The 24,140-nt window shown below is 30.8% G+C and carries 29 protein-coding genes and 1 other annotated feature; of the genes, 5 read left to right on the top strand and 24 right to left on the bottom strand.

Going from position 1 to position 24,140, the window contains the following annotated elements; genetic code table 11:
- Positions 1-224 precede the first annotated feature (224 nt).
- The 10 genes from HMPREF1253_RS07030 to HMPREF1253_RS07070 form a co-directional block, all read right to left on the bottom strand.
- Positions 225-869 carry a CoA pyrophosphatase gene (locus HMPREF1253_RS07030; protein WP_023056077.1) on the bottom strand — a complete coding sequence of 215 codons (645 nt, stop codon included), beginning with the start codon at positions 867-869 and terminating at the stop codon, positions 225-227.
- A complete protein-coding gene (mscL, locus tag HMPREF1253_RS07035; protein ID WP_023056090.1) occupies positions 862-1,311 on the bottom strand; it encodes a large conductance mechanosensitive channel protein MscL in 450 nt (149 codons plus the stop codon). Before mscL ends, HMPREF1253_RS07030 begins: the two co-directional genes overlap by 8 nt.
- Positions 1,312-1,326: 15 nt before the next feature.
- On the bottom strand, positions 1,327-1,764 hold the full coding sequence (locus HMPREF1253_RS07040) for a cytidine/deoxycytidylate deaminase family protein (RefSeq protein WP_023056010.1): 438 nt from the start codon (positions 1,762-1,764) through the stop codon (positions 1,327-1,329).
- Positions 1,761-1,919 (bottom strand): hypothetical protein, encoded by a 159-nt coding sequence (locus HMPREF1253_RS10745; protein ID WP_369758378.1) that lies wholly within the window; start codon positions 1,917-1,919, stop codon positions 1,761-1,763. Before HMPREF1253_RS10745 ends, HMPREF1253_RS07040 begins: the two co-directional genes overlap by 4 nt.
- The gene (locus HMPREF1253_RS07045; RefSeq protein WP_369758377.1) at positions 1,864-2,364 is read right to left on the bottom strand and encodes a viroplasmin family protein; all 501 of its coding nucleotides are present in this window, start codon (positions 2,362-2,364) and stop codon (positions 1,864-1,866) included. The genes HMPREF1253_RS10745 and HMPREF1253_RS07045 overlap by 56 nt, the downstream gene beginning before the upstream one ends.
- An 88-nt stretch (positions 2,365-2,452) precedes the next feature.
- Positions 2,453-4,078 (bottom strand): chaperonin GroEL, encoded by a 1,626-nt coding sequence (gene groL / locus HMPREF1253_RS07050; RefSeq protein WP_023056037.1) that lies wholly within the window; start codon positions 4,076-4,078, stop codon positions 2,453-2,455.
- A 14-nt stretch (positions 4,079-4,092) separates the two neighbouring features.
- A complete protein-coding gene (gene groES, locus HMPREF1253_RS07055; protein WP_023056097.1) occupies positions 4,093-4,374 on the bottom strand; it encodes a co-chaperone GroES in 282 nt (93 codons plus the stop codon).
- Between the two features lie 98 nt (positions 4,375-4,472).
- Positions 4,473-5,165, bottom strand: a complete 693-nt coding sequence (locus HMPREF1253_RS07060; RefSeq protein WP_023056023.1) for a DUF554 domain-containing protein — start codon at positions 5,163-5,165, stop codon at positions 4,473-4,475.
- Entirely contained in the window at positions 5,162-6,043 is an 882-nt protein-coding gene (locus HMPREF1253_RS07065) for a DNA-3-methyladenine glycosylase (RefSeq protein ID WP_036739750.1), read from the bottom strand. The genes HMPREF1253_RS07060 and HMPREF1253_RS07065 overlap by 4 nt, the downstream gene beginning before the upstream one ends.
- 65 nt (positions 6,044-6,108) lie before the next feature.
- On the bottom strand, positions 6,109-6,744 hold the full coding sequence (locus tag HMPREF1253_RS07070) for a redox-sensing transcriptional repressor Rex (protein WP_023056022.1): 636 nt from the start codon (positions 6,742-6,744) through the stop codon (positions 6,109-6,111).
- Between the two features lie 101 nt (positions 6,745-6,845).
- Here HMPREF1253_RS07070 and HMPREF1253_RS07075 point away from each other — a divergent pair, with 101 nt between their 5' ends.
- On the top strand, positions 6,846-8,726 hold the full coding sequence (locus HMPREF1253_RS07075; protein ID WP_023056073.1) for an ABC-F family ATP-binding cassette domain-containing protein: 1,881 nt from the start codon (positions 6,846-6,848) through the stop codon (positions 8,724-8,726).
- Positions 8,727-8,835: 109 nt separating this feature from the next.
- Here HMPREF1253_RS07075 and HMPREF1253_RS07080 read toward each other — a convergent pair whose 3' ends face one another.
- The gene (locus HMPREF1253_RS07080) at positions 8,836-9,537 is read right to left on the bottom strand and encodes a hypothetical protein (protein WP_023055997.1); all 702 of its coding nucleotides are present in this window, start codon (positions 9,535-9,537) and stop codon (positions 8,836-8,838) included.
- 56 nt (positions 9,538-9,593) lie between these two features.
- On the opposite strand from HMPREF1253_RS07080, the gene msrB reads away from it, so the two are divergent.
- The gene (msrB, locus tag HMPREF1253_RS07085; protein ID WP_023056076.1) at positions 9,594-10,052 is read left to right on the top strand and encodes a peptide-methionine (R)-S-oxide reductase MsrB; all 459 of its coding nucleotides are present in this window, start codon (positions 9,594-9,596) and stop codon (positions 10,050-10,052) included.
- Positions 10,053-10,100: 48 nt separating this feature from the next.
- On the opposite strand, the gene HMPREF1253_RS07090 is transcribed toward msrB, so the two are convergent.
- Entirely contained in the window at positions 10,101-10,319 is a 219-nt protein-coding gene (locus HMPREF1253_RS07090; protein WP_023056025.1) for a DUF3787 domain-containing protein, read from the bottom strand.
- A gap of 131 nt (positions 10,320-10,450) precedes the next feature.
- Between HMPREF1253_RS07090 and HMPREF1253_RS07095 the strand changes: the two genes are divergently transcribed.
- The 3 genes from HMPREF1253_RS07095 (at position 10,451) to HMPREF1253_RS07105 (ending at position 14,769) form a co-directional block, all read left to right on the top strand.
- Complete coding sequence (locus HMPREF1253_RS07095; RefSeq protein ID WP_023056017.1) at positions 10,451-12,187, top strand: ABC transporter ATP-binding protein; 1,737 nt, start codon at positions 10,451-10,453, stop codon at positions 12,185-12,187.
- Positions 12,174-14,051, top strand: a complete 1,878-nt coding sequence (locus HMPREF1253_RS07100) for an ABC transporter ATP-binding protein (protein ID WP_023056014.1) — start codon at positions 12,174-12,176, stop codon at positions 14,049-14,051. The genes HMPREF1253_RS07095 and HMPREF1253_RS07100 overlap by 14 nt, the downstream gene beginning before the upstream one ends.
- Before the next feature lie 70 nt (positions 14,052-14,121).
- Positions 14,122-14,769 carry a DUF1361 domain-containing protein gene (locus tag HMPREF1253_RS07105; protein ID WP_023056024.1) on the top strand — a complete coding sequence of 216 codons (648 nt, stop codon included), beginning with the start codon at positions 14,122-14,124 and terminating at the stop codon, positions 14,767-14,769.
- Here HMPREF1253_RS07105 and rlmH read toward each other — a convergent pair whose 3' ends face one another.
- The 12 genes from rlmH to HMPREF1253_RS07165 all read right to left on the bottom strand — a co-directional run bounded on the left by rlmH (position 14,770) and on the right by HMPREF1253_RS07165 (position 24,009).
- On the bottom strand, positions 14,770-15,249 hold the full coding sequence (gene rlmH / locus HMPREF1253_RS07110; protein WP_023056117.1) for a 23S rRNA (pseudouridine(1915)-N(3))-methyltransferase RlmH: 480 nt from the start codon (positions 15,247-15,249) through the stop codon (positions 14,770-14,772).
- Positions 15,246-15,788, bottom strand: a complete 543-nt coding sequence (locus HMPREF1253_RS07115; protein ID WP_023056038.1) for an isochorismatase family protein — start codon at positions 15,786-15,788, stop codon at positions 15,246-15,248. The genes rlmH and HMPREF1253_RS07115 overlap by 4 nt, the downstream gene beginning before the upstream one ends.
- A gap of 55 nt (positions 15,789-15,843) precedes the next feature.
- The gene (tpx, locus tag HMPREF1253_RS07120; RefSeq protein ID WP_023056122.1) at positions 15,844-16,344 is read right to left on the bottom strand and encodes a thiol peroxidase; all 501 of its coding nucleotides are present in this window, start codon (positions 16,342-16,344) and stop codon (positions 15,844-15,846) included.
- A gap of 156 nt (positions 16,345-16,500) precedes the next feature.
- Positions 16,501-17,148: a trimeric intracellular cation channel family protein gene (locus HMPREF1253_RS07125; protein ID WP_023056007.1), complete on the bottom strand. Its 648-nt coding sequence runs from the start codon at positions 17,146-17,148 to the stop codon at positions 16,501-16,503.
- Positions 17,145-17,501: a hypothetical protein gene (locus tag HMPREF1253_RS07130; RefSeq protein WP_023056096.1), complete on the bottom strand. Its 357-nt coding sequence runs from the start codon at positions 17,499-17,501 to the stop codon at positions 17,145-17,147. Before HMPREF1253_RS07130 ends, HMPREF1253_RS07125 begins: the two co-directional genes overlap by 4 nt.
- Positions 17,501-18,121, bottom strand: coding sequence for an HAD-IA family hydrolase (locus HMPREF1253_RS07135; RefSeq protein WP_023056015.1), 621 nt, complete (start codon positions 18,119-18,121; stop codon positions 17,501-17,503). Before HMPREF1253_RS07135 ends, HMPREF1253_RS07130 begins: the two co-directional genes overlap by 1 nt.
- A 116-nt stretch (positions 18,122-18,237) precedes the next feature.
- A complete protein-coding gene (locus tag HMPREF1253_RS07140) occupies positions 18,238-18,975 on the bottom strand; it encodes a hypothetical protein (RefSeq protein WP_023056087.1) in 738 nt (245 codons plus the stop codon).
- Between the two features lie 16 nt (positions 18,976-18,991).
- Positions 18,992-20,446, bottom strand: coding sequence for a nicotinate phosphoribosyltransferase (locus HMPREF1253_RS07145; protein ID WP_023056026.1), 1,455 nt, complete (start codon positions 20,444-20,446; stop codon positions 18,992-18,994).
- 171 nt (positions 20,447-20,617) lie between these two features.
- The gene (locus HMPREF1253_RS07150; protein WP_023055999.1) at positions 20,618-21,352 is read right to left on the bottom strand and encodes an amino acid ABC transporter ATP-binding protein; all 735 of its coding nucleotides are present in this window, start codon (positions 21,350-21,352) and stop codon (positions 20,618-20,620) included.
- A gap of 1 nt (position 21,353) precedes the next feature.
- The gene (locus HMPREF1253_RS10510; RefSeq protein ID WP_023056083.1) at positions 21,354-22,079 is read right to left on the bottom strand and encodes an amino acid ABC transporter permease; all 726 of its coding nucleotides are present in this window, start codon (positions 22,077-22,079) and stop codon (positions 21,354-21,356) included.
- A 3-nt stretch (positions 22,080-22,082) separates the two neighbouring features.
- A complete protein-coding gene (locus tag HMPREF1253_RS10515) occupies positions 22,083-22,925 on the bottom strand; it encodes a transporter substrate-binding domain-containing protein (protein ID WP_023056000.1) in 843 nt (280 codons plus the stop codon).
- 45 nt (positions 22,926-22,970) lie between these two features.
- Positions 22,971-23,189, bottom strand: a binding site (T-box leader).
- A gap of 61 nt (positions 23,190-23,250) precedes the next feature.
- Positions 23,251-24,009, bottom strand: a complete 759-nt coding sequence (locus tag HMPREF1253_RS07165) for an IclR family transcriptional regulator (protein WP_023056114.1) — start codon at positions 24,007-24,009, stop codon at positions 23,251-23,253.
- Between the last annotated feature and the right edge of the window lie 131 nt (positions 24,010-24,140).

Raw genomic sequence — 24,140 nt, forward strand, 5'->3', positions numbered from 1 at the left:
CTCCAATTCTCATGAAATGTTACTATTTTGTAACTTTTCATAGTTTTGAGTATAATTTATAAAAGTTTAATTGTCAAATTTTTTGTAACTTTTTTGTTACACTTTAAAAATTCAATAAAATACAGGCTTAAATAAGTTTTAAAAAAATAATTTTTTGAAATTTATTTTTTTTATCTTATCTAAGCCTGTTAAATAGCGATTTATTTTTTTATATTACAAGTTGATTAAATTTTTGTAAACTTTTGGGAAATTATGTCCGTGAAGTTTCTAATCATTTTTGCAGTAAAACCCCAGATTATTTCTTCTTTATAGTGGTACAATTCCACTATTTCCCCATATCTTTTAAATTTATAATTTTCTCCATTGGGAATTAAATCGTAGGGAAAGTCCGGTTCTTTTGTAATTTTTATACTGGTTTTATAAGCATCGGGAGAATTTTCCAAGAAAAAACTTAGAGGAACTGTAAAAATATAAGACACTTCATCTTTATTTGCTTTTATCTTATAAAATTCTTCATCAATTAGACCTATAAAAGTGTAAATTATTTCCCTATTGGGATTTACTAAAAAATTTCCCTGGGCAAAAATTTTTATTTTATTTTTTTCTATTAAAAGTTCTTCGCAGGTTTCTCTTATTGCCGCCTCTTTTTCTTCTTCAAAGGCTTCAATCTTTCCTCCGGGAAAAGAAACTTCACCCGGTTGTGTTCTTAAAGAATCCGCTCTTCTTTCAAAAAGAACGTGGATTTCTCCATCCACCAATATAAGAGGAATTAAAACTGAATATCTACTTTTTATATCAACGGGCAAAGGTTTGTGACCTTTTATAAGCTCTTCTATTTTTTCTAAGTTTATATTATCTAATTTATCCATTTAATTCTGATGTGCAGTGAGGGCATCTTGTTGCCTCAACATTTATCTGACTCTTACAATAAGGGCAGATTTTACTTGTTACTTTTTCTTCTTCCGGTTTTTTAAATTTATTTGTAAGCTTTGTCATTTCTCTTATTATTGTAAATATTACAAGAGAAATTATTAAAAAGTTGACCACATTTTGAATGAAACTTCCATAAGCAAAGGTTGCAGTTGCTTCTTTTGCTGCTGCTAAAGTTGGATAGTCCTTTCCATCAAGGGCATAAAACATTTGGCTGAAGTCATTTCCTCCTGTTAATTTTCCAATAATAGGCATCATTATATCATTTACAAGAGATGTTACTATACTTCCGAAAGCGCCACCTATTATAACACCAATAGCCATGTCAACTACATTTCCCCTTGAAATGAAATCTTTAAAATCATTTACAAATTTTTTCATCTTTATCCTTCCTTTTTAATCTTTCAATCCTTCTTCCATTTTTACGAGTTTTATATTATTTTTTTCTATAAGTTCAAGGGCATATTGGTCCATCCTATAGGCATTTAAATAATATATTTCTTTTATACCCGCCTGTAAAAGTGCCTTGGTACAATTTAAACATGGAAAATGAGTCACATAACACTTACAATTTTTAACTGATATACCTTCCTTGGCACAATATAAAAGGGCGTTCATCTCCGCATGAATTGTAGCTATACAGTGACCATCACGCATAGTATGTCCTATTTCATCACAAGAGGGATTGCCGGCTAAAGAACCATTATAGCCTGTGGATACAATTCTGTTGTCTGAATTTACAAGGACACATCCTACAAAGGCCCTGTCGCAAGTTGATCTTTTTGCCACAAGTTTTGTTATGTCCATAAAATATTGATCCCAAGATTTTCTCATATTGCCTCCTTTGCAAGTTTGTCAACATATTCATTAAGCTCAACTCCCTTATGGGATTTAACTTTAATAAAAACAACTTCCAAACTTTCTTTTATATTATCATAAAAAGACCTTATAGTCCTTTGTAAGGCTTTTATTTGTCTGCCAATTTCCAAGGGCCCAGTCTTCTATTCCCCTATAGTCATAGTGGATATAAATTTTATCTTTTTTAAGTTCTACCGCTCTTTTCATTGCAAGAATGGCTCCCTTTAATTCTCCTGCTACATTTCTAAAAGAAGCATCTTCATCGAAAAATCTTTTTGAATATTCTTCCTTAATTTTTCTATCTCTTAAATAAACTCCGTAGGAATAAGACTTATCCTCATCTCTATAAGAACCATCAACATAGGCAACCATTTCATTTTCCTTTAAATCTTCAAAAGATTTTAAGGAAACATCTTCTTTTAAATTTTCATTGGAACTATTTATAAAAGCCTGAGCTTCTTCTAAAGTTTTAAACTTTTTATAAACTGCATTTTTAAATCCCATGACCTGTTCCTTGCACTGGTCCCAAGTTTTATAAATCCCTCTTTCTCTTCCCACTTTTACAGCGTAATACATTTTCCACCTCAAAAATATTATACCAAAAGACAAGAAATAAAAAAGGACGAGCTTTTTCTCGTCCTTGATTTTAATTTTATTTTGATTTTTACATCATACCTGGCATTCCTGCTCCACCCATAGGCATTTGTGGTGTGTCTTCTTTTATTATGCCTACTGCTGCTTCTGTTGTTAGGATCATTGATGATACGCTTGCTGCATTTTGAAGAGCTGAACGGGTAACTTTTGTAGGATCTACTATTCCTGCTTTTATCATGTCAACATATTGACCTTTAAGGGCATCATAGCCGAATCCTTTTTCAAGAGATTTTACTTTTTCTACTATTACTGAGCCTTCAAGTCCTGCGTTTTCTGCTATTTGTCTTAGAGGTTCTTCAAGGGCTCTTAAAATAATATTTACTCCTGTTTTTTCGTCCCCTTCTTTTTCTTCAAGTAATTTTTCAAGAGTTTCAATACAGTCTATAAGAACTGTTCCGCCTCCTGGCACAATTCCTTCTTCTACTGCTGCTCTTGTTGCTGAAAGGGCATCTTCTATTCTAAGTTTCTTTTCTTTTAGTTCAACTTCTGTTGCTGCACCTACGTGGATTACTGCAACTCCACCTGATAATTTTGCAAGTCTTTCTTGTAATTTTTCCTTATCAAATTCAGAGTCTGTGCTTTCTATTTGAGATTTTATTTGGTTTATTCTTTCGTCAATGTCTTTTTTATCTCCTGCACCGTTTACAATAACTGTAAGTTCTTTTTCAACTCTTACTTTTGAAGCTGTTCCCAACATATCTATTGTTGCATCTTTTAAGTCCATTGCAAGATCTGAAGAAATTACTGTTCCTTTTGTAAGAACTGCTATATCTTCAAGCATTGCTTTTCTTCTGTCCCCATAGCCTGGAGCTTTTACTCCTACTATGTTTAAAGTTCCTCTTAATTTATTTAATACAAGAGTTGCTAAGGCTTCTCCTTCAATATCATCTGCTATTACAAGAAGACTCTTTCCTGATTGAAGAACTTGTTCAAGTAAAGGAAGTAGGTCTTGAATGTTTGTAATTTTTTTATCTGTTATTAAGATGTAGGGTTCGTCAAGGGCTGCTACCATTTTTTCAGAATCAGTTACCATGTAAGGTGAAAGGTATCCTCTGTCAAATTGCATACCTTCTACTACTGCTAAGTCAGTTCCCATAGATTTTGATTCTTCTACTGTTATAACTCCGTCACGTCCTACTTTTTCCATAGCTTCTGCTATTAAGTCGCCTATATTTTTATCTGCTGCTGAAACAGATGCTACTTGAGCTATGCTTTCTTTTGTTTCAATAGGTTTTGAAAAACCCTTTATTGTTTCTACAGTTGCATCTACTGCATCCTTAATTCCCTTTTGAAGAATCATCGGATTTGCTCCTGCTGCAAGGTTTCTCATTCCTTCTCTTATTATTCCTTGAGCAAGAAGAGTTGCTGTAGTTGTTCCGTCTCCTGCAACGTCATTTGTCTTTGTTGCAACTTCTTTTAAAAGTTGTGCTCCCATGTTTTCAAAGTTATCTTCAAGATCAATTTCTCTTGCTATACTTACACCATCATTTGTAATTAAAGGAGAGCCGAATTCTTTTCCTAAAATTACATTTCTTCCCTTGGGTCCAAGAGTAACTTTAACTGTATCTGCAAGTTTATTAATTCCTGAAATTAATCCATTTCTTGCGTCTTCTGCAAATTTAATTTCTTTTGCCATAAAAATTTACCTCCTTATTTTATAACTGCAAGTAAGTCTTGGTATTTGATTACTATATATTTTTCTTTTTCAAGTTCAACTTCAGTTCCTGCATATTTGGAAAATAAAACTTTATCTCCTACAGAAATTTGTCCCTTTGTCTTTTCGTCTTCTTCAACATCTTTACCTATTGCAATAATTTCAGCAATGTTTGTTTCTTCCTTTGCTGATGATGGCAATACTATTCCTGATGCTGTCTTCTCTTCTATTTCTATTTTTTTAATTACAACTTTTTCTCCTAAAGGTTTAAGTTCCATTTTATCCTCCTATAAAAATTTTTTACAAAATTATTAGCACTCATTTATCTTAAGTGCTAATTGTATTGTAATACATATATTTTATTTTTTCAAGCTTATTAAAAAATAAGTCCAAATATTATTGCAAACAAAATTGAAGGAAGCATATTGGCAGTTTTAAAGTCTTTCATCTTAAGCATATTAAAGGCAAGGGCTATTATTAAAAGTCCACCCACTCCGCAAATATTGTTTATAACTGCAGGGGTAAAAAAATTCTTCAAAATGTTTGCAGCTAAATAAATAAGGCCTTGATATAAAAAAACGCTAAATCCTGAAAAAATCATGCCCCTTCCAAGACTTGCACTCATCATAAAAGCCGAAACCGTATCTAAAATCGCCTTTGAAATTAAAATGGAGTTATCTCCTAAAAGGCTGGAATTTAAAGGACCTATTATCGCCATAGACCCAACGCAAAATAAGAGAGAGCCTGTTACAAAGGCTTCTACAAATTTATTTTGTCCAAGGTCATTTTTTTGTTTTTTCAAAAAAATTTTTTGAATTTTTAAACCTAAGCCGTTAATTTTTCCTTCAATGTCAATTTTTGTTCCCACAATTGTTCCAAGAACAAGGGCTATTATTACAGAGAGTAAATTATCTCCCTTTAGGGCTGTGTTTATTCCAATAATAAGAACGCTCAACTGAAGGGCATCAATAATTGCATCTTGATATTTTTTAGAAATTTTATCCCCTATAATTGAACCTATAAAAGAAGCAAATATTATTCCAAAAGAATTTATTAAAATAGCTATCATATTTTTCCCAACTTATTTTCTCTGCCATAGAAAAAGAGGTATTGTTGTGCAAAGCCTGCAAAATCTTTAAATAATTCTCTTCCCCTATCTGCAACTTCTGTTTTTTTAACTGTTTCCTTAAAATACAATTCTTCCATTACTCTTTTTATCCAAACATCAACAGGAAAAGATTCGCTTCTGCCGTAAGCAAAAAGAAGGATACAATCTGAAACCTTAGGTCCAACTCCTGGAAGTTTTTGTAGCTCTTCTGAAGCAAGTTTTAAATCTTTTGTATAAAAAGAATTTATATCTATTTCCTCATCATAAATCATATTCGCGGCTTTTACTATTCTCTCATCACGAAAGCCAACTTTTGCAAATTCTCTTAAATCTTTAGGATCTGCATTTTTTAAAACTTCCGCCTTGGGAAAAGAATAGTAAGTTCCAAAGGGATTTTCTATTTTTTCTCCGTACATTTGACTTATGATTTTTATACTCTTTTTGATTCTTTTTATGTTGTTATTGGCACTTATTATAAAGCTTATAATTGTTTCAAAGGGATCTTGATTTAAAATCCTTATTCCTCTTCCATATTCAATTGCCCTTTTTAAAACTTGATCCTCACTTAAATCATTTATAATTTTTAAATAATCCCTATTTAAATCAAAATAATTTCTCCAAATTTTATTAAAGTCATCTTCATCAGAGTTTTTAATTATAATGTCCTTTTCTTTTTTACTTATATTTATAACTCTATCGTGGGCAACATTGGTAAAAGAACCGTCTTCTTCCAATTCCCATCTAAAGGCCTGTCCGCACAAAAAAATGTGTTCCGGATTAAAGGCGTCCATGTTTTTTAAAATTATTTCTTTTTCATTGTTTTTATAGATCTCATTCATACTTAAAATTTTAACACATTTTTTTAATTTTAAACTTTTAATAATATAAAAAACAAGCAGCATTGCTACTTGTTTTTTTTAGTGTTTTCTTTTAAATAATAAGACAGGGTAAGTAGTGAGTCGTTAAGTCTTACATTTTCAACAACTACGCTTTCTGGTGCCTGAATATCAACAGGAGCAAAATTCCAAATGCCCTTTACATTTCCTCTTATAAGGATGTCAGCAATCTCTTGAGCTACAACTTTGGGAGCACTTATAATACCGACATCTATTTTATTTTCTTTTAAAAATTTACTTAGCTCACTTATACTTTTAACTTTTATACCGCCGACAAGAGTCCCTGCAACTTCATCAATATCAAAGAGCATATCAATTGAAAAGCCACTTTTTTTAAAGCCTGGATATCTTGCAATTGCACGTCCAAGATGTCCAACTCCCACAACAACTGCTTTATAATCTCGATCTATTCCTAAAATTTTGTCGATTTGACTTCTAAGATCTGCCGCATTATAACCGTAGCCTTGTTGCCCGAATCCTCCAAAATTGTTTAAATCCTGTCTTATTTGTGAGGCTGTAAAACCAGTAAGCTTTGAAAGTTCACCAGAAGAAATTCTCTCAATTCCTCCGTCAATTAATTCTGTTAAATATCTGTGATAAATTGGAAGGCGTCTTATGACCGTATCAGAAATTTTCTTTTCCATATCCACCTCCGAAAGTATGTTATTATTATAACAATAAAAAACTTCTTTGTAAAACTTTAATATAAGCCCCCTGCTGTGATAAAATTTTTGTGAGGTAAAAAATGGCAATAATAAATATTCAAAATTTATATAAAAATTTTATAGATAGAGAAATTTTTTCAAATGCTTCTCTCATTGTGGAGGAAAAAGATAAAATCGGTTTAATAGGAAATAACGGAACTGGTAAGACTACCCTCTTAAACATTATCTCAGAAGCTATATCCTTCGACAGGGGCGATTTTTTTAAGACAAAGGACCTGAGTATTGGCTACTTAAAACAAGACCATATTTGGGCGGATAATTTAAGCCTATATGATGTTTGTCTCAGAGCTTTTAAAGATATTATAAAAATTGAAAAAAGACTTTCTTATTTAGAAGAGAAAATGAGCAAAAATCACGATGATTTAGAAAATACTATGGAGGAATATTCCATTCTTCAAGAAAAATTTCAGGCTCTTGACGGATACAGCTACAAGTCAAAAATCCGTGGAACTTTAAGGGGCATGGGCTTTTCTGAAGATGAATTTAATAAGCCTGTAAAAAATCTTTCCGGCGGTCAAAAATCAAGGCTTTCTCTTTTAAGTCTTTTATTGGAAAACCATGATCTTCTCCTTCTTGATGAGCCTACAAACCACTTGGATATTGATGCTATAACTTGGCTGGAAAAATTTTTAAAAGATTATAATAAGGCCCTTATAATAATTTCTCACGACAGATATTTTTTAAACAACATAGTAAATAAAATAGTCCTTCTTGAGGATAAAAATCTTACTCTTTTTAAAGGAAATTATGATTATTATGTAAAAGAGCGTAAAAAACAAATTGAGCTTAAAAAGAAACAATATGAAAATCAGGAAAAAGAAATAAAACGTCAAGAAGAAATAATTGCAAGATATTTAAGCCTCGGTAGAGATAGGTTTATAAGAGCTGGAAAGAGCAGGCAAAAACTTTTGGACAAAATGAAAAGACTTGAAGCTCCAAAAGAAAAAAATCAAACTCTTGTAAAATTTAAAGTTGATGTGGAACCGGGAAAGGACATCTTAAAAGTTGAAAATTTAGAAAAGTCTTACAAGAAAAAAATCTTTGAAAATATTTCTTTTGAGGTCTACAAAAATGACAAGATCGGCTTGACCGGTCCCAACGGAATTGGAAAAAGTACGATTTTTAAAATTATTACTGGGAAAATTAAAGACTATAAGGGAGATTTTTCCCTGGGAGCCAATGTAAAAATCGGGTATTTTGATCAGGAAATGGAAAATTTATCCTTGGAAAAAACTGTAATTGATGAAATTTGGGACGAGTATCCTAAATTATCCTACTATGATATTAGAAAATATCTAGCTCAATTTTTATTTATAGGAGACGATATTTTTAAAAATATTTCAGAACTTTCCGGCGGCGAGAAAGCCAGAGTAAGTATTTTGAAAATCATGCTTAAGGGGGCAAATTTTTTGCTTCTTGACGAACCTACTAACCACCTGGATATTGATTCAAAAGAGGGTCTTGAAGATGCCCTTATAAATTATGAGGGAACTATCCTTGCAATTTCCCACGACAGATATTTTTTAAATCACGTTGTAAATAAAATATTTTTTATGGAAAATTCAGAAATTAAAGAATATCTTGGAAATTATGATTATTATCTTGAAAAGACAAGAGTTTCTGAAGAAGAGGAAGAAGAATATATTTCAAAAACCAAAAGGGATGAAATTAAAAAATTAGAAAGAGAAAAACGGCAAGAAAAAAAACTTATTGAAAGGCAAAAAAAAGAATTGGAAGAAAAAATTTCCAAATCTGAAAAAAACTTATCCACAATAGATGCAAAGCTTGAAACCTACAGTAAATCTGGAGATTACGAAAAAATCTTAGAACTTACAGAAAAACGTGAAAGCCTTGAAAATACTATAAATGACCTATATGAAAAGTGGATGGAGATTAATTAAAAATAATCTTCATCCACTTTTTTTATTCACAGGGCAAAATGTTATAATTACTTTATCCCCAAAGTTATTAACATTATCCACAAGGGTTAGAACAAATATTTGTTGACATTTATAAGTTTATTTTTATGCCCTCAAGTTTATTTTTTTCTCTTTCTCCTTCCAACAATTTTTTAACAACAAATCGAGTTTTAGGAGCTTCAACATTTATTCTATAGCTTCCTCTTTGGTCTTTTCCTTTTATAATTAAAGTTCCGCTTTTTTCCTCATAGATATTTTTAATGCCTTCATAGGGAAAATTGTAAATTCCAAAAACCAAACCATCCTCATAAATTCCCGCTTGAACATCGTATTTTTCTCTTCCGTTTCTAAAGGGTCCCTTTTCCTTAATAGTGAAAATCTTTATATTGTCTTTTTCTTCCACAGTGGGAAAAATTCCGCTATAAAGATTCATTGTAAAAGTAAAAAGAACGAGAATCATAATAAGGGGGTTGGAGAGTTTATTAATAAGTAAATTATCTCTTAAATAAAGTTGTCCCAAGAAAAAGGCATTTAGAAAAATTACAAAGGCTACATAGACAAAGACATTTAAATATAATCTGGTCTTTCGCATAGTAAGTCCCTTTAAAGATAAAATCTGGTTATATTCTTTAAGCATGGCAATAGTCGTAGTTAAAAACATAATATTTACAATAGCCCACAAAATATTTAAAACTGTGGTATCTTCCACATAAGGACTGGGGCCAAAATATTTTTCGCTTCCAAAAGCTATTATTAATGATATAAGACCTATAAAAATTGTACTTTTTTTCAAAACAAAAACCTCCTTTAATATTGTAACATAAGGGGTATAAATAAAGAGGAGGCAATATGAAATATTATAAAAAAAGTGACGATGAATTAAGAAAAACTTTAAGTAAGATTCAATATGATGTAACTCAAAATAGCGGAACGGAAAGACCTTTTTCTGGTGAGTACGACAATTTTTTTGAAGATGGAATTTATGTAGATATAACCAGCGGTCAACCTCTTTTTTCTTCAAAAGATAAATTTAACTCTGGTTGCGGTTGGCCAGCTTTCTCAAAGGTTATTGAAAATACAAAATTAATAGAGCTTAGAGATGAAAGGTTCGGTATGCACAGAATAGAAGTTCGTTCCAATGCAGACGCCCACTTAGGTCATCTTTTTAATGATGGCCCTAAAGATCTTGGAGGATTGAGATACTGCATAAACAGTGCAAGTTTAAAATTTATCCCCAAAGACAGGCTAAAAGAAGAAGGTTATGAAGAATATTTAAAATTGTTTGATAAGGATAAAAATAAAGATTAATTCTATGTATTAAAAAAGCACCTTTTAAAGGTGCTTTTTATTTTGTTTTTATCTTCTATTTTGGTTGTCAACCCATTCTTTAGCTTCTTCAACTGCATCTTCAGTAGGAATTTCAACTCCTGTTTCAGGATCTTTTCCTGCAGTTTTTGAATAAATATCACTTGCTGGTTTGTGAGCTTCTTTAATTTCACTATCTTGTTCAATATCAGCTTTAACTTGTTTTAATCTCTTATTTGTTAAATTTTCTCTTGCTTCTTTTTCTGACATAATAATCCTCCTAATTAATTTAAAAAATTTTAATTCTCTATTTATTATAACACTAAAAGCAAAAACTTTAGGTATTCTTGCAATAAATAATTTTACAGTTCATACTGTTAATAATAGGAATGAGGTGGAAAATGCTTAAAACAATATTATCACAAGTAAGAGAATACAAAAAATATGCTCTATTAAGTCCCCTATTTGTAACTTTTGAAGTGCTTTTTGATATTTTAATTCCCTATTTTATGAGTGTTATCGTTGACAAGGGAATAAACCTTGGAGATGAGGACCTGATAATAAGAATGGGAATTTTTTTGGTAATTTCAGTTTTATTATTATTCATATCAGGAATTGCATCAGGATATTTTGCAACCAAAGCTTCAGCAGGACTTGCGAAAAATTTGCGGGACTCCATGTTTAAAAATATTCAAGGCTTTTCCTTTGAAGATATAGATTCTTTTTCAAAGGGTTCCTTATTAACGAGGATGACAACTGATGTGCAAAGTGTTCAGCTTTCCTTTCAAATGTCCACGAGAATAGCCATAAGGTCTCCTCTCTTATTAATCTTTGCATTTTTTATGAGTTTTAAAATAAATTCAAAACTTGCAATGTATTTTTTAATTATGATTCCAATTATGGCCTTTGTCTTAATTCTTGTAATAAAGAAAGTTTATCCCTATTTTAAAAAAGTTTTTCAACTCCTCGATAAATTAAACACTCATGTTTCTGAAAACTTAATAGGTATAAGAGAAGTAAAAGCCTTCACTCGTGAAGACCAACAAATTTCTAAATTTAATGAAATCTCAAAAGATTTATACCATAAATATATTTATATTCAAAAAAATTTTATGATGCTTATGCCCTTTATGAATCTTTGCGTTTATAGTATATCTTTACTCATAGCCTGGCTGGGAGCAAAATTTATTATCTTGGGTTCCATGAAAACCGGCCAACTTATAAGTTTAATTACCTACTCCTTTCAAATTCAAATATCTCTTGTTATATTCGCCATGGTCTTTACTCAAATTGTAAATTCAAGAAATGCAGCTGAAAGAATAAGTCAAATAATAAATAAGGATTCCAGTTTAAAAAATGGCGAAAAAAATGTAAATATCGTAAAAGACGGAAGCATAAGTTTTGAAGATGTATGCTTTTCCTACACTGATGATCTTAATAAACTTGCCCTTAAAAATATAAATTTAAACATTAAAGCAGGAGCTAATGTAGGGATAATAGGTTCAACAGGTTCTTCAAAATCCACTTTGGTTCAACTTATACCAAGGCTTTATGATGTTACAAAGGGTTGTGTAAAAGTTGGCGGCCTCGATGTGAGAGATTATAATCTAAAGGCTCTTAGAGATAGTGTTGCCATGGTTTTACAAAAAAATCAATTATTTTCAGGAAGTATAAGAAGCAATTTAAAATTTGCAGATGAAAATTTATCTGACGAAAAAATGATTGAAATTTTAAAGGTTGCAGGAGCGTACGACTTTGTAAAAGAAGCTGGAGGTCTTGATGCAAAAGTTGAAAGAGGAGGAAATAATTTTTCCGGAGGGCAAAAACAAAGGCTTACCATTGCAAGAGCCCTTCTTAAAGATCCAAAGATCTTAATTTTAGATGACTCCACTTCCGCTCTTGACAACACTACTGAAAGAAAAATCGTAGAAAACTTAAATAAATATTTACCGAATTTAACAAGGCTTACCATATCTCAAAGAATAAACTCTTTAAAATATGCAGACACAATTATAGTTATGGATGAAGGAGAAATTGAATCCATAGGAGATCATGAGTATCTTTTAAAGAATTCAAAAATATATAGAGAAATTTCTCAATCTCAAGAAAGAGAGGGGGATTTTGATGAAAAAAAATAATATTAGAAAGTTATCTAAAAATGATAATTTAAAAGTCGGAAAAAGACTTTTAAATTATATTATTAAAAAACACAAATTTAAATTAATTTTCGTTTTCTTCTTGGTAATTTTTTCTACAATATCAGGAATATCTTTTTCTGTATTCTTAAAAACTTTAATAGATTCTTATATCAGTCCATTAATTGGAGTAAAAAATCCTGATTTTTCTCCCTTATTAAAGGCAATTTTAACTATGGCTTTAATTTTTTTAGGTGGAACTATTTCAAATTTTATCTATCAAATGATTATGGTGTATGTAACTGAACAAACCTCCTATGATTTAAGAGAGGATGTTTTTAAACATTTACAAACTCTTCCCATAAGTTATTTTGATGAAAATTCTCACGGAGATATTATGAGTGTCTTTACCAATGATATTCAAGCTGTAGAACAAGTTATAGCAAATTTACCCATACTTTTTTCTTCAATAATGTCTATAATTTTAATAATTTTGGTTATGCTTTTTGAATCTTTAAGTTTAACTTTAGTTGTAGGTCTTTGCCTTGTGCTTTTGTACATTATAATGAAATTTATGGGCAAGAAATCCTCATCCTACTTTATAAAACAACAGGAAACTTTGGGAGAAGAAAATGGTTTTATAGAAGAGAGAATAGAGGGACAAAAAATTATAAAAGTTTTTTCTTACGAAGATAAAACAATGGAAGAATTTAGAAAAATAAACGAAAGACTTTTTGAAAACACTATGCTTGCCAACAGATACTCTCTATTCTTAATACCTATAGTCTTTTCAGTTTTTAATCTTCAATACGCTTTTATAGCCCTAGCTGGAGGCCTCATGGCCCTTAGTGGAAAATTTAATATAAGTGTAGGACTTATTGCAACTTTCTTGCAACTTTCAAGAAATTTATCAGGACCTATGAGAAACATCTCCTCTATGCTTAATCAAGTTTTACTTGCCCTTGCTGGAGCCTATAGGGTTTTTAATCTTTTAGATCAAGAGTCGGAAGAAAACTTAGGAAAAATAGAACTAGTAAGAATAAAATACCAAGGGGATAAAATTATAGAATGCAAAGAAAATACCGGACTTTGGGCTTGGAAAAATCCGGAAGATTTACAAAATCCCTACACCCCTCTAAAGGGTGATATAAGATTTAATAATGTTACTTTTGGCTACAAGGAAGGGGAAGCTGTTTTAAAAAACATTTCTCTTTTTGCAAAACCTGAAGAAAAAATTGCCTTTGTCGGTTCCACAGGAGCTGGCAAAACTACAATTACAAATCTTATTAACAGATTTTATGATATATGGTCAGGCTCCATAAGCTTTGACGGAATAGACATAAGAAAAATAAATAAAAAAGACCTAAGAAAATCTTTAGGCATGGTTTTGCAGGACACTCATTTATTTACAGGAACAGTAAAAGAAAATCTTCGTTTCGGTAAATTAGATGCCACTGATGAAGAAATAATAGAAGGGGCAAAAAAAGCAAGAGCCCACTATTTTATAGAGCTTTTGCCTAAGGGATATGAAACTATAATCTCAGGAAACGGCAGTGAAATATCTCAAGGACAAGCCCAACTTTTATCCATAGCCAGAGCGGAAATATTAAGTCCTCCAGTTTTAATACTTGATGAAGCAACATCTTCTATAGACTCGAGAACTGAAATGCTAGTGCAAAAATCCATGGATCAAGTTATGAAAGGAAGGACAACTTTTGTAATAGCTCACAGACTTTCAACAGTTCAAAATTCAGATGCGATTATGGTTCTTGAAAAAGGAAATATAATTGAAAGAGGAGACCATAAGGATTTAATAGAACAAAAGGGTCTTTACTACAAACTTTACAACAGTGGTCTTGAAGAATAAAAATAAACGGCTAAAATATTTAGCCGTTTTTTAATGAATTTATTTAATAAAATTATGGTAAACTTAACTTATGGAAAATAAAAACACTTTTACAAAATTTTTAATTTATTTTTTAATATATCTTTTGACTTCTGCCGTAATTTATTTTTTTAACATAAGAAGATTGTATTTATTATTTAATACAGGCCTTGCCTTTATTCCCTTTATTTTAACTTCTTATGGAAAAAGAGAAAAGACAAGGGGCATATTTTTAATTTTAGCAGTCTTAGTTGCAATAATTTTTTATCCCAACTGTATTTATATGTTTACGGACTTTATTCACATAAAAAGAAGCGACTACTATACAAACATAAATCAAGTAATTTATGTTTTCAATTACTTAAATTGGCTTCGCCTGGGCACAGATTTAATTATGATTTTACTGTCCCTTATCTTGGGCTATGAAAGCTTTGTAAATTTAGTTACAATTTTTAAATGCAGAGGCCATATCCTTGCGGAATTTATCCTTTTAATTTTTTTCAGCGGTCTTGCTTCTTTAGGCGTATATTTAGGCAGATTTATAAGATTAAATTCCTGGGATATTTTAAATCCTCTATCACTAAAAATGCAAATAACAGATATAATTTCAAAAATGAACCTTAACGACTACTATCTTCTATGTGTTTTTGCAGGAGTTCATTTCCTTGTTATCTTGCTTTTTGCAAATTTAAAAAGATAATTATTTGTGATAGGGTTCATTATTAATAATTTTAAAAGCCCTGTAAATTTGCTCTAAAAGATTGATCCTTATAAGTTGATGAGGTAGAGTCATTTTTGAAAAAGAAAATGACTCATTTTTTATTTTTAATACATTTTCACCAAGCCCTAAACTTCCTCCGATAATAAAAACAAGGCTGGACTTGCCATGAATCATTAAAGAATTTAATTTTTCTGCAAACTCTTCGCTGGTTCTTTCTTTGCCCTTAATTTCAAGACTAAAGCAGTAATCTCCATCTTTTATCTTTGATAAAATCCTCTCTCCTTCTTTTTGGAGAATCAATTCTCTTTCCCTGTCAGTTGGATTGTCAGGAGTTTTTTCATCTTCAACTTCAATAATCTCAAACTTGCAAAAGGCAGATAATCTTTTTAAATATTCCTTTTGAGCTTCTTTTAAATATTTTTCTTTTAAATGGCCAGGACAAATTATTTTTATCTTCACTTAATCTCCACTTTTTCCTTTAAATCTTCTAAATTTTTCCTATGATCCTCTTCATTTACATAAGCAAGGCAATTCTTTAATAAACTTACTTTTTTACCAGTCTTTAAAAGTTCAAGAACAGTTTCCCTTACACAATACTCCGATGCAATGCCGCAGACAATAAATTCCTCCGTTTGAATTTCATGTAACTTTTGTCCCTCAGCATTTTCTCCATTAAAGGCACTGTATTCTTCAATATCATCATTAAGCCCTTTCTTATATGTGTTTTGAGAATTTGGTCTTTTGTCCTCAGAAAGTTTTAAAAACTTTTGAGATAATTCTGCTCCATAAGTATTTTCAAGACAGTGAATAGGCCAAATGCCTCCGTTAACCTTAAAGCTCTTATTATTTTTACTGTGCCAATCCATTGTATAAACAGGATTTACCTTATTTTTTTCAATATATTCTACAATATTATCTATAGCTTCCTGACCCTTTAAACAGGCAAGACTTCCACTTATAAAATCATTTTGACAATCAACAACAACTAAAGTTTTCAAAATAAACCTCCCAAATTTTATGTATAAAAAAAGGGAGCCAGGCTCCCTATTAAAATTAAAGTAATTTTTCAGCTTCTTCAATAGCCCTATCAAAGTTTACTTCATGAGTAACTTCAGGAACTATTTCAACATATTTTACAGTGCCTTCCTTATCAACAATGATAACACCTCTTGTAAGAAGTGCAAGTTCTTCAATCATAAAGCCATATTTTTTTGCAAAATCTCTGTCCTTATAATCACTAACTATAATAGCCCTGTCAATTCCTTCAGCTGCACAAAATCTTCCTTGAGCAAAGGGAAGGTCCATGGAAACAGTTACAACCTTTACATCTTTACTCATTTCAGTAGCCTTTTCATTAAAAGTTCTTGTTTGAATTGAGCAAACTCCCGTATCAATGGAAGGAACTATACTTAAAATTACAACTTTTCCTAAATCATCACTTAATTTATATTCGCTTAAATCATTATTAACTGCCTTAAAATCAGGTGCCTTTTGTCCAACTTCAACTTGCTTTCCACAAAGAGTCATCTTTGTTCCGCCAAATGTTACATTCATTATAATAACCTCCTAAAAAATAAAATCAATCTACATATAATTTATATCCAAATCAAAAAAAATTAAACCATTATAGTATACTTTTAAAATTCTTTTACAAAATAATTTTTTCTTTTTGTAATTAAAAAACCGAAGAAAATTCCTTCGATTTTATTTTTATATTTTTTTAATTTTAGGAAGGTGGAAGTTACATTTTAAGGATATAAGCCTTATTATTACCACAATGGAAAATGTTATTATCATTAAAAAATTTTTGTTTATATCTGTTTTAAAAAACATTATATATGCTAAGGCTCCTAAAAAAGATGCGACTGCATATATTTCTTCTCTAAATATAACGGGAATGTTTCCTGCCATTACATCTCTTATTACTCCTCCTCCTACTCCTGTTACCATGCCCACAAATATCAATAAAAATTTACTTTCATAACCCATGCTTATTGCGGTATTTATTCCTGTTACAGTAAATGCTCCAAGACCTATGGCATCAAATAAAAGCATTATTTTTTCTATTTTTTTCATTGTACGAGAATTTATAAAATCAAATTTTACATAAAAAATTGCAAATAATATTAAACTGGATATTAAAGAATATATGGCAAGTTTTGAATCTCTAAACATTTGTGGAGGAATATTTCCAAGAACCAAGTCTCTTATACATCCCCCTCCTAAGGCCGTCACAAGCCCAAGGACGACTACTCCAAGAAGATCCATACTTTTTCTTATGCCCACCATAGAACCTGCAAAGGCGAAGGATATGGTTCCCAAAAGTTCAAATAATATGTCCATAGCTTCGTAGTTCATTTTTTTCTCCTAACTATTATAACAATTAAAAATAATGCTACAAGGCTTCCAATAAGGTTATATACTAGGTCTTTTACTTGGGGCGCTTTTGTATATATAAAATAAAAATTTAAGGCAAGTAAAATTATTTCTATTAAAAGACCGATTAATCCCACAATTATTAATTTATTCTTATCTTTTTTTACAAAGTCCATTAAGTATTTTAAAAGTATATATTGTATAAAACCTACTATGGGAAGTATTATTACTTCCCAGGGCCTTTTCATTTGATATTTTATTAAAGAATAAGTGGCAAGATATGCCTGAGCGCCTGCTATTGCAGCTAATAAGTTTTTTATTATTTGTTCAAACATTATTTTAACAAACGCTCCTTTAAATCTTTTACTCTTTCAACTATTTCATCTGCTCCGAATTTTTCCAATTCTTCCTTGCTTCCATATCCATAGAGGACTCCTATAGTTTTAAGCCCGTTTTCTTTTGCTCCCACTATATCTGAAAATCTGTCTCCTATCATAATTGCTTCTTTTGTTTTTAATATTTGAAGAGCTTCTCTTATGACCATGGCCTTTGTATTTTTTTCAGTTGTTGAGCCTTTTATTGTCTCAAAATATCCATCTATCTTTAATCTTTTAAGGATCATTTTTGCGTGAGCTTCAGGTTTTGATGTTGCCACTGCAATTTTATGTTTTTTTGAAGTTTCTATTATTAAATCTTCTATTCCTTCAAATAAATTGCATTCATTAATGGCTTTTTTCAAATAAAAATCTCTGAATATTTCTGTGGCTTCTTCTATTTCTCTTTCATTCATTCCCAGCTTTTTGAAGCTTTCATGAAAGGTTGGCCCTACATATTTTAAAAGATCTCCGTATTTTTCTTTTTTTATGCCCATTTCTTCAAAGGTTATTTTAAGTCCTTCTACAATTCCCTTTTGAGAATCTATTAGAGTTCCATCTAAGTCAAATAAATATATCATGTCTTCTCCTATTTTTTAATTTTATTTAATCTTAACATAAAATTCAGTTTAAATAAGTTGGGTTTTTATTTTTTAATAAAAAACCCCATAATATTTTCATATTATAGGGTCTTTTATTAATCTAATATTTCAAGGATTTTTTCTAAAAATATTCTTTGTGTTTCTAAAAGCATTTCAAAATTTAATTTTTGCCAATTTAAAAATAATTCAAATTGTCTTTCAGCATAAGTTTGTTTCATCAACTGGCCTTTTTTTTCAGAAATCTTGGCCGGCAACTCAGGATTTTTCCTTAAATCTACCCTTTTTTCCTTGGGCGGATGCATTTCAATAATAAGTTCTCCAAAATTTTTATCTTCTTGAACTTTTATTTTCTTTGTTTCCTTTTTTTCGGCTTTAATTTCTATTTTTGCGGGAACTTTTCCCTGTCTTAAAATTATCTCATTTTTTTGATTTAAATATTCTTTGCTTAACTTTATTATCTCTTGATCTTTTACTTCCTTAAAAATTATGCCCGAAGAAAGGTCTAGTATTTTTTCATTCAGATCTTCTTTTTTAATTTTTTTAAAGACAAAGGGAATTTGGAAGCCCTTATTAAATTTCGAATCTTTTAAAGCAGAGCCTATTGCAATTTCTTCACTACATATCCAAACTATATCGCCCTTTTTTATTTTGCTCATGCCGTTTAAAAGAATGGATGCTTTTCTTTGATTTTCCAATTTTTTTCCAATTAACTTTTTATATTCCATAAAATCTTTATAAGCTTCTTTAACTTCTAAGTTAAAAAATATACTTTTGGAATTTAAAAAATCTTCAAATACCCCTTGGTCTGCAATAAGTCTATAAACTGAAACCATATTTTTTCTTCCTTTTTTATTTTTCTCTATGTTCTTTTAAAAGTGTATCCTTTACTTCCCACAATTTTTGAGACAAATCCACTATATATTCATGAGGATTTTCAAGCCTTTTAACTTCATCCCAAAGAGAATCCAATTCATTTTTAGCTCTTTCTCTTATTTCTTCCAAAGTTGGCTTTTTATAAATTAATTTTCCTTCCCTGTAAATTTGCACAAGAAGAGGCTTTACATAATAATCTTTGAAAGTCTTTCTCTTCCAAGTGTAAATAGGATGGAAAAGTTCAATAGGCTTACTTTCATCTATTTTTTCATCATGTAAAGTTATAAGATCTGCCTCAGCTTTTCCTGTCTTCTTGTCATAGATTCTATATAGATTTTTAAAACCTGGAGTTGTAATCTTGCTTACATTCTCTGAAATTTTAATAGAAGGACGAATATTTCCGTCAGCTTCCTCAATTCCCACAAGTTTATAAACTCCACCAAAAACAGGAGAAGATTTTGAAGTTATAAGCCTTTCTCCAACTCCAAAACTGTCAAGTTTAGCCCCCTGCATTAAAATGTTTTGAATTGTCCACTCATCAAGAGAATTTGATGCCATTATCTTTGCATCTTTATAGCCAGCCTTGTCCAGCATTTTTCTTGCTTCCTTAGAAAGATATGCAATATCTCCTGAATCTATTCTTATTCCCTTAGGCCTAAATCCTCTGGGAACTACTTCCTCATCAAAAACTTTAATTGCATTTGGAACTCCCTCTTTTAAAACATCAAAAGTATCTACAAGAAGCAGACAATTGTCTGGATAAACCCTTGCATATTGTCTAAAAGCTTCAAGCTCAGAATCAAAAAGTTGAACCCAAGAATGAGCCATAGTACCAAGAGCGGGAACCCCGTAAATCTTTTCAGCAAGAGTATCTGCCGTTCCGAGACAGCCTCCTATATAAGATGCCCTTGCTCCCAAATTTGCCCCAGAATATCCTTGAGCCCTTCTTGAGCCAAATTCAACCACAGGACGACCTTCAGCAGCATTTACAATCCTATTTGCCTTTGTTGCAACCATAGATTGATGATTTATTGTTAAAAGCACCATAGTTTCCAACATTTGAGCTTGGATAACAGGTCCTCTTACTATTACAAGGGGTTCTTGAGGAAAGGCAATTGTTCCTTCTGGAATTGCCCAAACATCGCATTTAAATTCAAAATTTTTTAAATATTTTAAAAATTCCTCATCAAAAATTCCCTTGGTCCTTAAAAAGTCAATGTCCGAATCATCAAAGTGGAGATTTTCCATATAATCTATAACTTGTTCAAGACCTGCTATAATTGCATAGCTTGCATTGTCGGGAACAGAACGGAAAAACATATCGAAAATAACATTTTTTTCCTTAAGTCCAACTTTAAAATAACCGTTGCCCATTGCAAATTCATAAAAATCGCAAAGGAGGGTTAAGTTTTCTTTTTTTTCAAAATTCATTTTTTCTCTCACTTTCCTTATCTTTAGTCAATTATATTATTAAAAAAAATCTTTTCAAGAAATAGGAAAAATTTATCAAGTTTTAAAATTTTTAAAATGCTTCATGTTAAGGATCCTTGTTTTATAAAATAAAAAATCACCTTATTTTTAAGGTGATTTTTCGATTTCTTCTTATTTTTCTAATATTCTTGACAAAAATTCTTTTGTTCTTTGATTTTTTGGATTGTTAAATATATTTTCTGGACTGTCTTCTTCAAGGATTACTCCCTTATCCATAAATAATACCTTTGTTGATACGTCCCTGGCAAATTCCATTTCGTGGGTTACTACTATCATGGTCATTCCTTTTTTTGCAAGTTTTTTCATAATGTCCAAAACTTCTCCTACCATTTCTGGATCAAGGGCTGATGTTGGTTCGTCAAAAAGCATTACATCAGGTTTCATTGTTAAAGATCTTGCTATGGCAACTCTTTGTTTTTGTCCTCCTGAAAGTTGTCTTGGCCTTGCATTTTGATATTTTATCATTCCCACGTCTTCTAAGTTTTTTTTGGCAAGTTCTTCTGCTTCTTCTTTTTTCATCTTTAGCACTTTTATGGGACCTATTGTGCAATTTTCAAGGACTGTTAAATTTTCATAAAGATTAAAGGATTGAAATACCATTGCCATTTTTGTACGGATTTTTCTTAAATCTACCCTGCCTTCAAATATGTTTTTGCCTTCAAATATTACATCTCCTGATGTTTTTTCTTCAAGGCCATTTATACATCTTAAAAGGGTACTTTTTCCTGATCCTGATGAACCTATTATGGATACTACTTGTCCTTTTTCTACTTTAAAGTTTATATCTTTTAATACTTTATTTTTACCAAAGTTTTTTTCTAAGTGTTTTATTTCTAAAATTTCCATTTTACACCTGCATTTGATTTCCCATGGAAAGTTCGTAAGTTTCCGGTCCTTCCATTTTTCTTTCAATCCATCTTAAAAGGTTTGTTATTATTGTTGTCAATAGTAGATAAATGATACTTGTTATAAGCATGGGTGAAAAATAATCTCCACTTGCTCCTCCTATGGATTTTGATGCAAAGAAAAGTTCATTTATGGCTATTACGTTTAATACCGATGTATCTTTTATGTTTATTACAAATTCGTTTCCTGTTGCTGGCAAAATATTTCTCATTGTCTGCGGTATTACTATATAGAGCATTGTTTGAAGGTGACTCATGCCGGAACTTGTTGCCGCTTCAAATTGTCCCTTATCCACTCCTATTATTCCTCCACGAACTACCTCAGACATATAGGCTCCTGTGTTTATGCTTACTATAAAATAAGCTGCAAGCATTTTATCAAGGGTTATATTAAATAATATGGGCATTCCATAAAATATAAGCATGGATTGAACCATCATGGGTGTTCCTCTGAAAACTAAAATATATATGGAGAGAATAGCATTTATAATTTTTTGAAAAATTCCCTTTGAACCTTTTTGTTTTGGGATTGTCCTTATTGTTCCTACTAAAAGTCCTATTATTAAGCCTACTATTGTGCCGAATATAGAAATTTTAAGAGTAACTATTGTTCCGTTAATAAACATGGGGCCGCTTGTTGCCCAAATGTTGGAAATTTTATTTAGCATTTATTAATTTGCCTCCGAAATTGGTTGCACTGAAAGTGCTTCTTCCATTAATTTTTGTCTATCTTCTTGGGTTAATGTCTTTAAAAATTCATTTATCTTATCTTTTAATTCTGTATTATCTTTTTTAAGTCCAACTGCAATTCCTATGTCTGAATCTGATACGTCAAATCCCTTTCCTTCTTCAAAGCTTACATAGGTAAAATCATCTACTGCTTTTGTTATGGAAAGTCCTTCTGGAAGCTCTGCAACATATCCATCAATTATACCACTTTTAAGGGCAACTCTTTCTTGAGAAAAGTCACCTATGGGGTCTTGTTTATCTATGCCTGGCATTTGATCTAATACATCATAGTGGAAGGTGTTAAGTTGACCTGTAAGTTTTGCTCCTGCAAAGTCATTTATTGATTTTGCATCTTTATATTTTGAATCTTTTTTTACTACAACTATTAAATCGCTCTTCCAATATAAGTCGGAAAAATCTATTTCTTCTCTTCTTTTGTCTGTTGGGCTCATTCCTCCTATAATTGCATCTATATAGCCTGCTTGAAGGGCTGGTATAAGTCCTGACCATTCCATTTTTTGAATTACAAGTTTTTTACCAAGAGAATCTGCTATTTTCTTTGCAATTTGTACGTCATATCCATTTGCAAATTCTTTTGTATCTGCTATGGGAACTGCTCCGTTTTTATCGTCTGTTTGTGTCCAGTTGTAGGGAGCATACATAGCTTCCATTCCTACTGTAAATGTTTCTGAATCCTTTTTTTCTTTTGCTTGTTGAGAATCCTTACTTCCACATGATGTTAAAATCATTATTGATACAAGTAAAATACTTATTAATTTTTTCATTTTTTTCCTCCTAATTTTTAAATCAAAATAAAAAAAGCTTCCGCCCCAAGGGACGAAAGCATCGTGTACCACCCAATTTTATACATTTCTCGCAAAATGTACCTCTTTAAGTTTAAACTTATTTGTTAACGCCAACTACGTCTTGAAATATTACTTCAAGAAGCTCCGAGTCCTTATTCTTTGAAAAAGTATCTGTGCTCTTTCACCTTACAGCACTCTCTAAGAGACCTTTTTTCCAAATACTCTTCTCTTCATCGCTAAAACTTTAAACCATTATACACAAAGTAATTTTTAAAAACAAGGGAATTTCAATTTATTTTTGTTTTTATTTTAAATAACCTAAATTTTTTGATATTTTTTGAGAACAAAGAAGCAATTTTTTCTTTAAAGCTTCAACATCCTTGTCAATAATTCTAAATTTAGGTCCAGTTATTGAAATAGCACCTTCAATTTTATTTTGTCCGTTTATTATTGCCGTTCCCAAACAATAAATCCCCTTTTCATTTTCTTCATCATCTATGGCTATTTTACTTTTTCTAACTTCTTCAATTTCTTTTAAAAAAGCCTCTAATTTTATATCTGATTTTTTTATAAGGCCTTCTTCAATAGTTTTTTTAACAATTTCTTTTATTTCACTATTTTCAAGAAAAGACAAAATTGCCTTTCCTACTGAAGTTTTTACTAAAGGAGCCCTTCTTCCTATTCTGGAATTTAAAGTAATTGCATTTTGTGCGTCAATTTTATCAACATATACTACATAAATTCCGTCACGAGTGACAAGATGGACTACTTCATTTATATCTTGAGACAAATTTTTTATAAATTCATGGCTTATTCCAATAAAATCCATTCCCGCAAGTTTTGTGTTTGCAAGAGAATAGAGTTTATATGTAAGAGAATATTTTGAATCTTCATCTTGTTTTACATATCCAAGGGAAATAAGGGTATTTAAAAATCTGTGAACCGTTGACTTGTGAAGATTAACTTCCTTGCTTAGTTCAGTAAGACCTGCTCCCGCAGGAAATTTTTCAAAACTTTCAAGAATATCAAATACTCTTACAATGGATTGTATTTTATCTTCCATAATTACACCTCTTAACTTACTAAAGTTAATATTAACACAAAAAAAAATAAATTCCTATATTTTAAACTTTTACCCTTGACTGAAAAATCGATTTCATATATACTCTAATTGGTTTTAAATTACGAAAGTTA

It is taken from the genome of Peptoniphilus sp. BV3C26, from assembly GCF_000478985.1.
Lineage (GTDB): Bacteria > Bacillota > Clostridia > Tissierellales > Peptoniphilaceae > Peptoniphilus_B > Peptoniphilus_B koenoeneniae.

Coding starts and splice junctions, on each gene's coding strand:
- HMPREF1253_RS07145 (WP_023056026.1), bottom strand. CDS start 20,446: ATGAATTTTGAAAAAAAAGAAAACTTAACCCTCCTTTGCGATTTTTAT.
- HMPREF1253_RS07135 (WP_023056015.1), bottom strand. CDS start 18,121: ATGATATATTTATTTGACTTAGATGGAACTCTAATAGATTCTCAAAAG.
- HMPREF1253_RS07150 (WP_023055999.1), bottom strand. CDS start 21,352: ATGGAAATTTTAGAAATAAAACACTTAGAAAAAAACTTTGGTAAAAAT.
- groES (WP_023056097.1), bottom strand. CDS start 4,374: ATGGAACTTAAACCTTTAGGAGAAAAAGTTGTAATTAAAAAAATAGAA.
- HMPREF1253_RS07105 (WP_023056024.1), top strand. CDS start 14,122: ATGGAAAATAAAAACACTTTTACAAAATTTTTAATTTATTTTTTAATA.
- HMPREF1253_RS07030 (WP_023056077.1), bottom strand. CDS start 869: ATGGATAAATTAGATAATATAAACTTAGAAAAAATAGAAGAGCTTATA.
- HMPREF1253_RS10510 (WP_023056083.1), bottom strand. CDS start 22,079: ATGCTAAATAAAATTTCCAACATTTGGGCAACAAGCGGCCCCATGTTT.
- HMPREF1253_RS07090 (WP_023056025.1), bottom strand. CDS start 10,319: ATGTCAGAAAAAGAAGCAAGAGAAAATTTAACAAATAAGAGATTAAAA.
- HMPREF1253_RS07125 (WP_023056007.1), bottom strand. CDS start 17,148: ATGAACTACGAAGCTATGGACATATTATTTGAACTTTTGGGAACCATA.
- HMPREF1253_RS07095 (WP_023056017.1), top strand. CDS start 10,451: ATGCTTAAAACAATATTATCACAAGTAAGAGAATACAAAAAATATGCT.
- HMPREF1253_RS07130 (WP_023056096.1), bottom strand. CDS start 17,501: ATGTTTGAACAAATAATAAAAAACTTATTAGCTGCAATAGCAGGCGCT.
- mscL (WP_023056090.1), bottom strand. CDS start 1,311: ATGAAAAAATTTGTAAATGATTTTAAAGATTTCATTTCAAGGGGAAAT.
- msrB (WP_023056076.1), top strand. CDS start 9,594: ATGAAATATTATAAAAAAAGTGACGATGAATTAAGAAAAACTTTAAGT.
- HMPREF1253_RS07045 (WP_369758377.1), bottom strand. CDS start 2,364: ATGTATTACGCTGTAAAAGTGGGAAGAGAAAGAGGGATTTATAAAACT.
- HMPREF1253_RS07075 (WP_023056073.1), top strand. CDS start 6,846: ATGGCAATAATAAATATTCAAAATTTATATAAAAATTTTATAGATAGA.
- groL (WP_023056037.1), bottom strand. CDS start 4,078: ATGGCAAAAGAAATTAAATTTGCAGAAGACGCAAGAAATGGATTAATT.
- HMPREF1253_RS07065 (WP_036739750.1), bottom strand. CDS start 6,043: ATGAATGAGATCTATAAAAACAATGAAAAAGAAATAATTTTAAAAAAC.
- HMPREF1253_RS07070 (WP_023056022.1), bottom strand. CDS start 6,744: ATGGAAAAGAAAATTTCTGATACGGTCATAAGACGCCTTCCAATTTAT.
- HMPREF1253_RS07040 (WP_023056010.1), bottom strand. CDS start 1,764: ATGAGAAAATCTTGGGATCAATATTTTATGGACATAACAAAACTTGTG.
- HMPREF1253_RS10515 (WP_023056000.1), bottom strand. CDS start 22,925: ATGAAAAAATTAATAAGTATTTTACTTGTATCAATAATGATTTTAACA.
- HMPREF1253_RS07060 (WP_023056023.1), bottom strand. CDS start 5,165: ATGATAGCTATTTTAATAAATTCTTTTGGAATAATATTTGCTTCTTTT.
- HMPREF1253_RS07100 (WP_023056014.1), top strand. CDS start 12,174: ATGAAAAAAAATAATATTAGAAAGTTATCTAAAAATGATAATTTAAAA.
- HMPREF1253_RS07140 (WP_023056087.1), bottom strand. CDS start 18,975: ATGGTTTCAGTTTATAGACTTATTGCAGACCAAGGGGTATTTGAAGAT.
- HMPREF1253_RS07165 (WP_023056114.1), bottom strand. CDS start 24,009: ATGGAAGATAAAATACAATCCATTGTAAGAGTATTTGATATTCTTGAA.
- tpx (WP_023056122.1), bottom strand. CDS start 16,344: ATGAATGTAACATTTGGCGGAACAAAGATGACTCTTTGTGGAAAGCAA.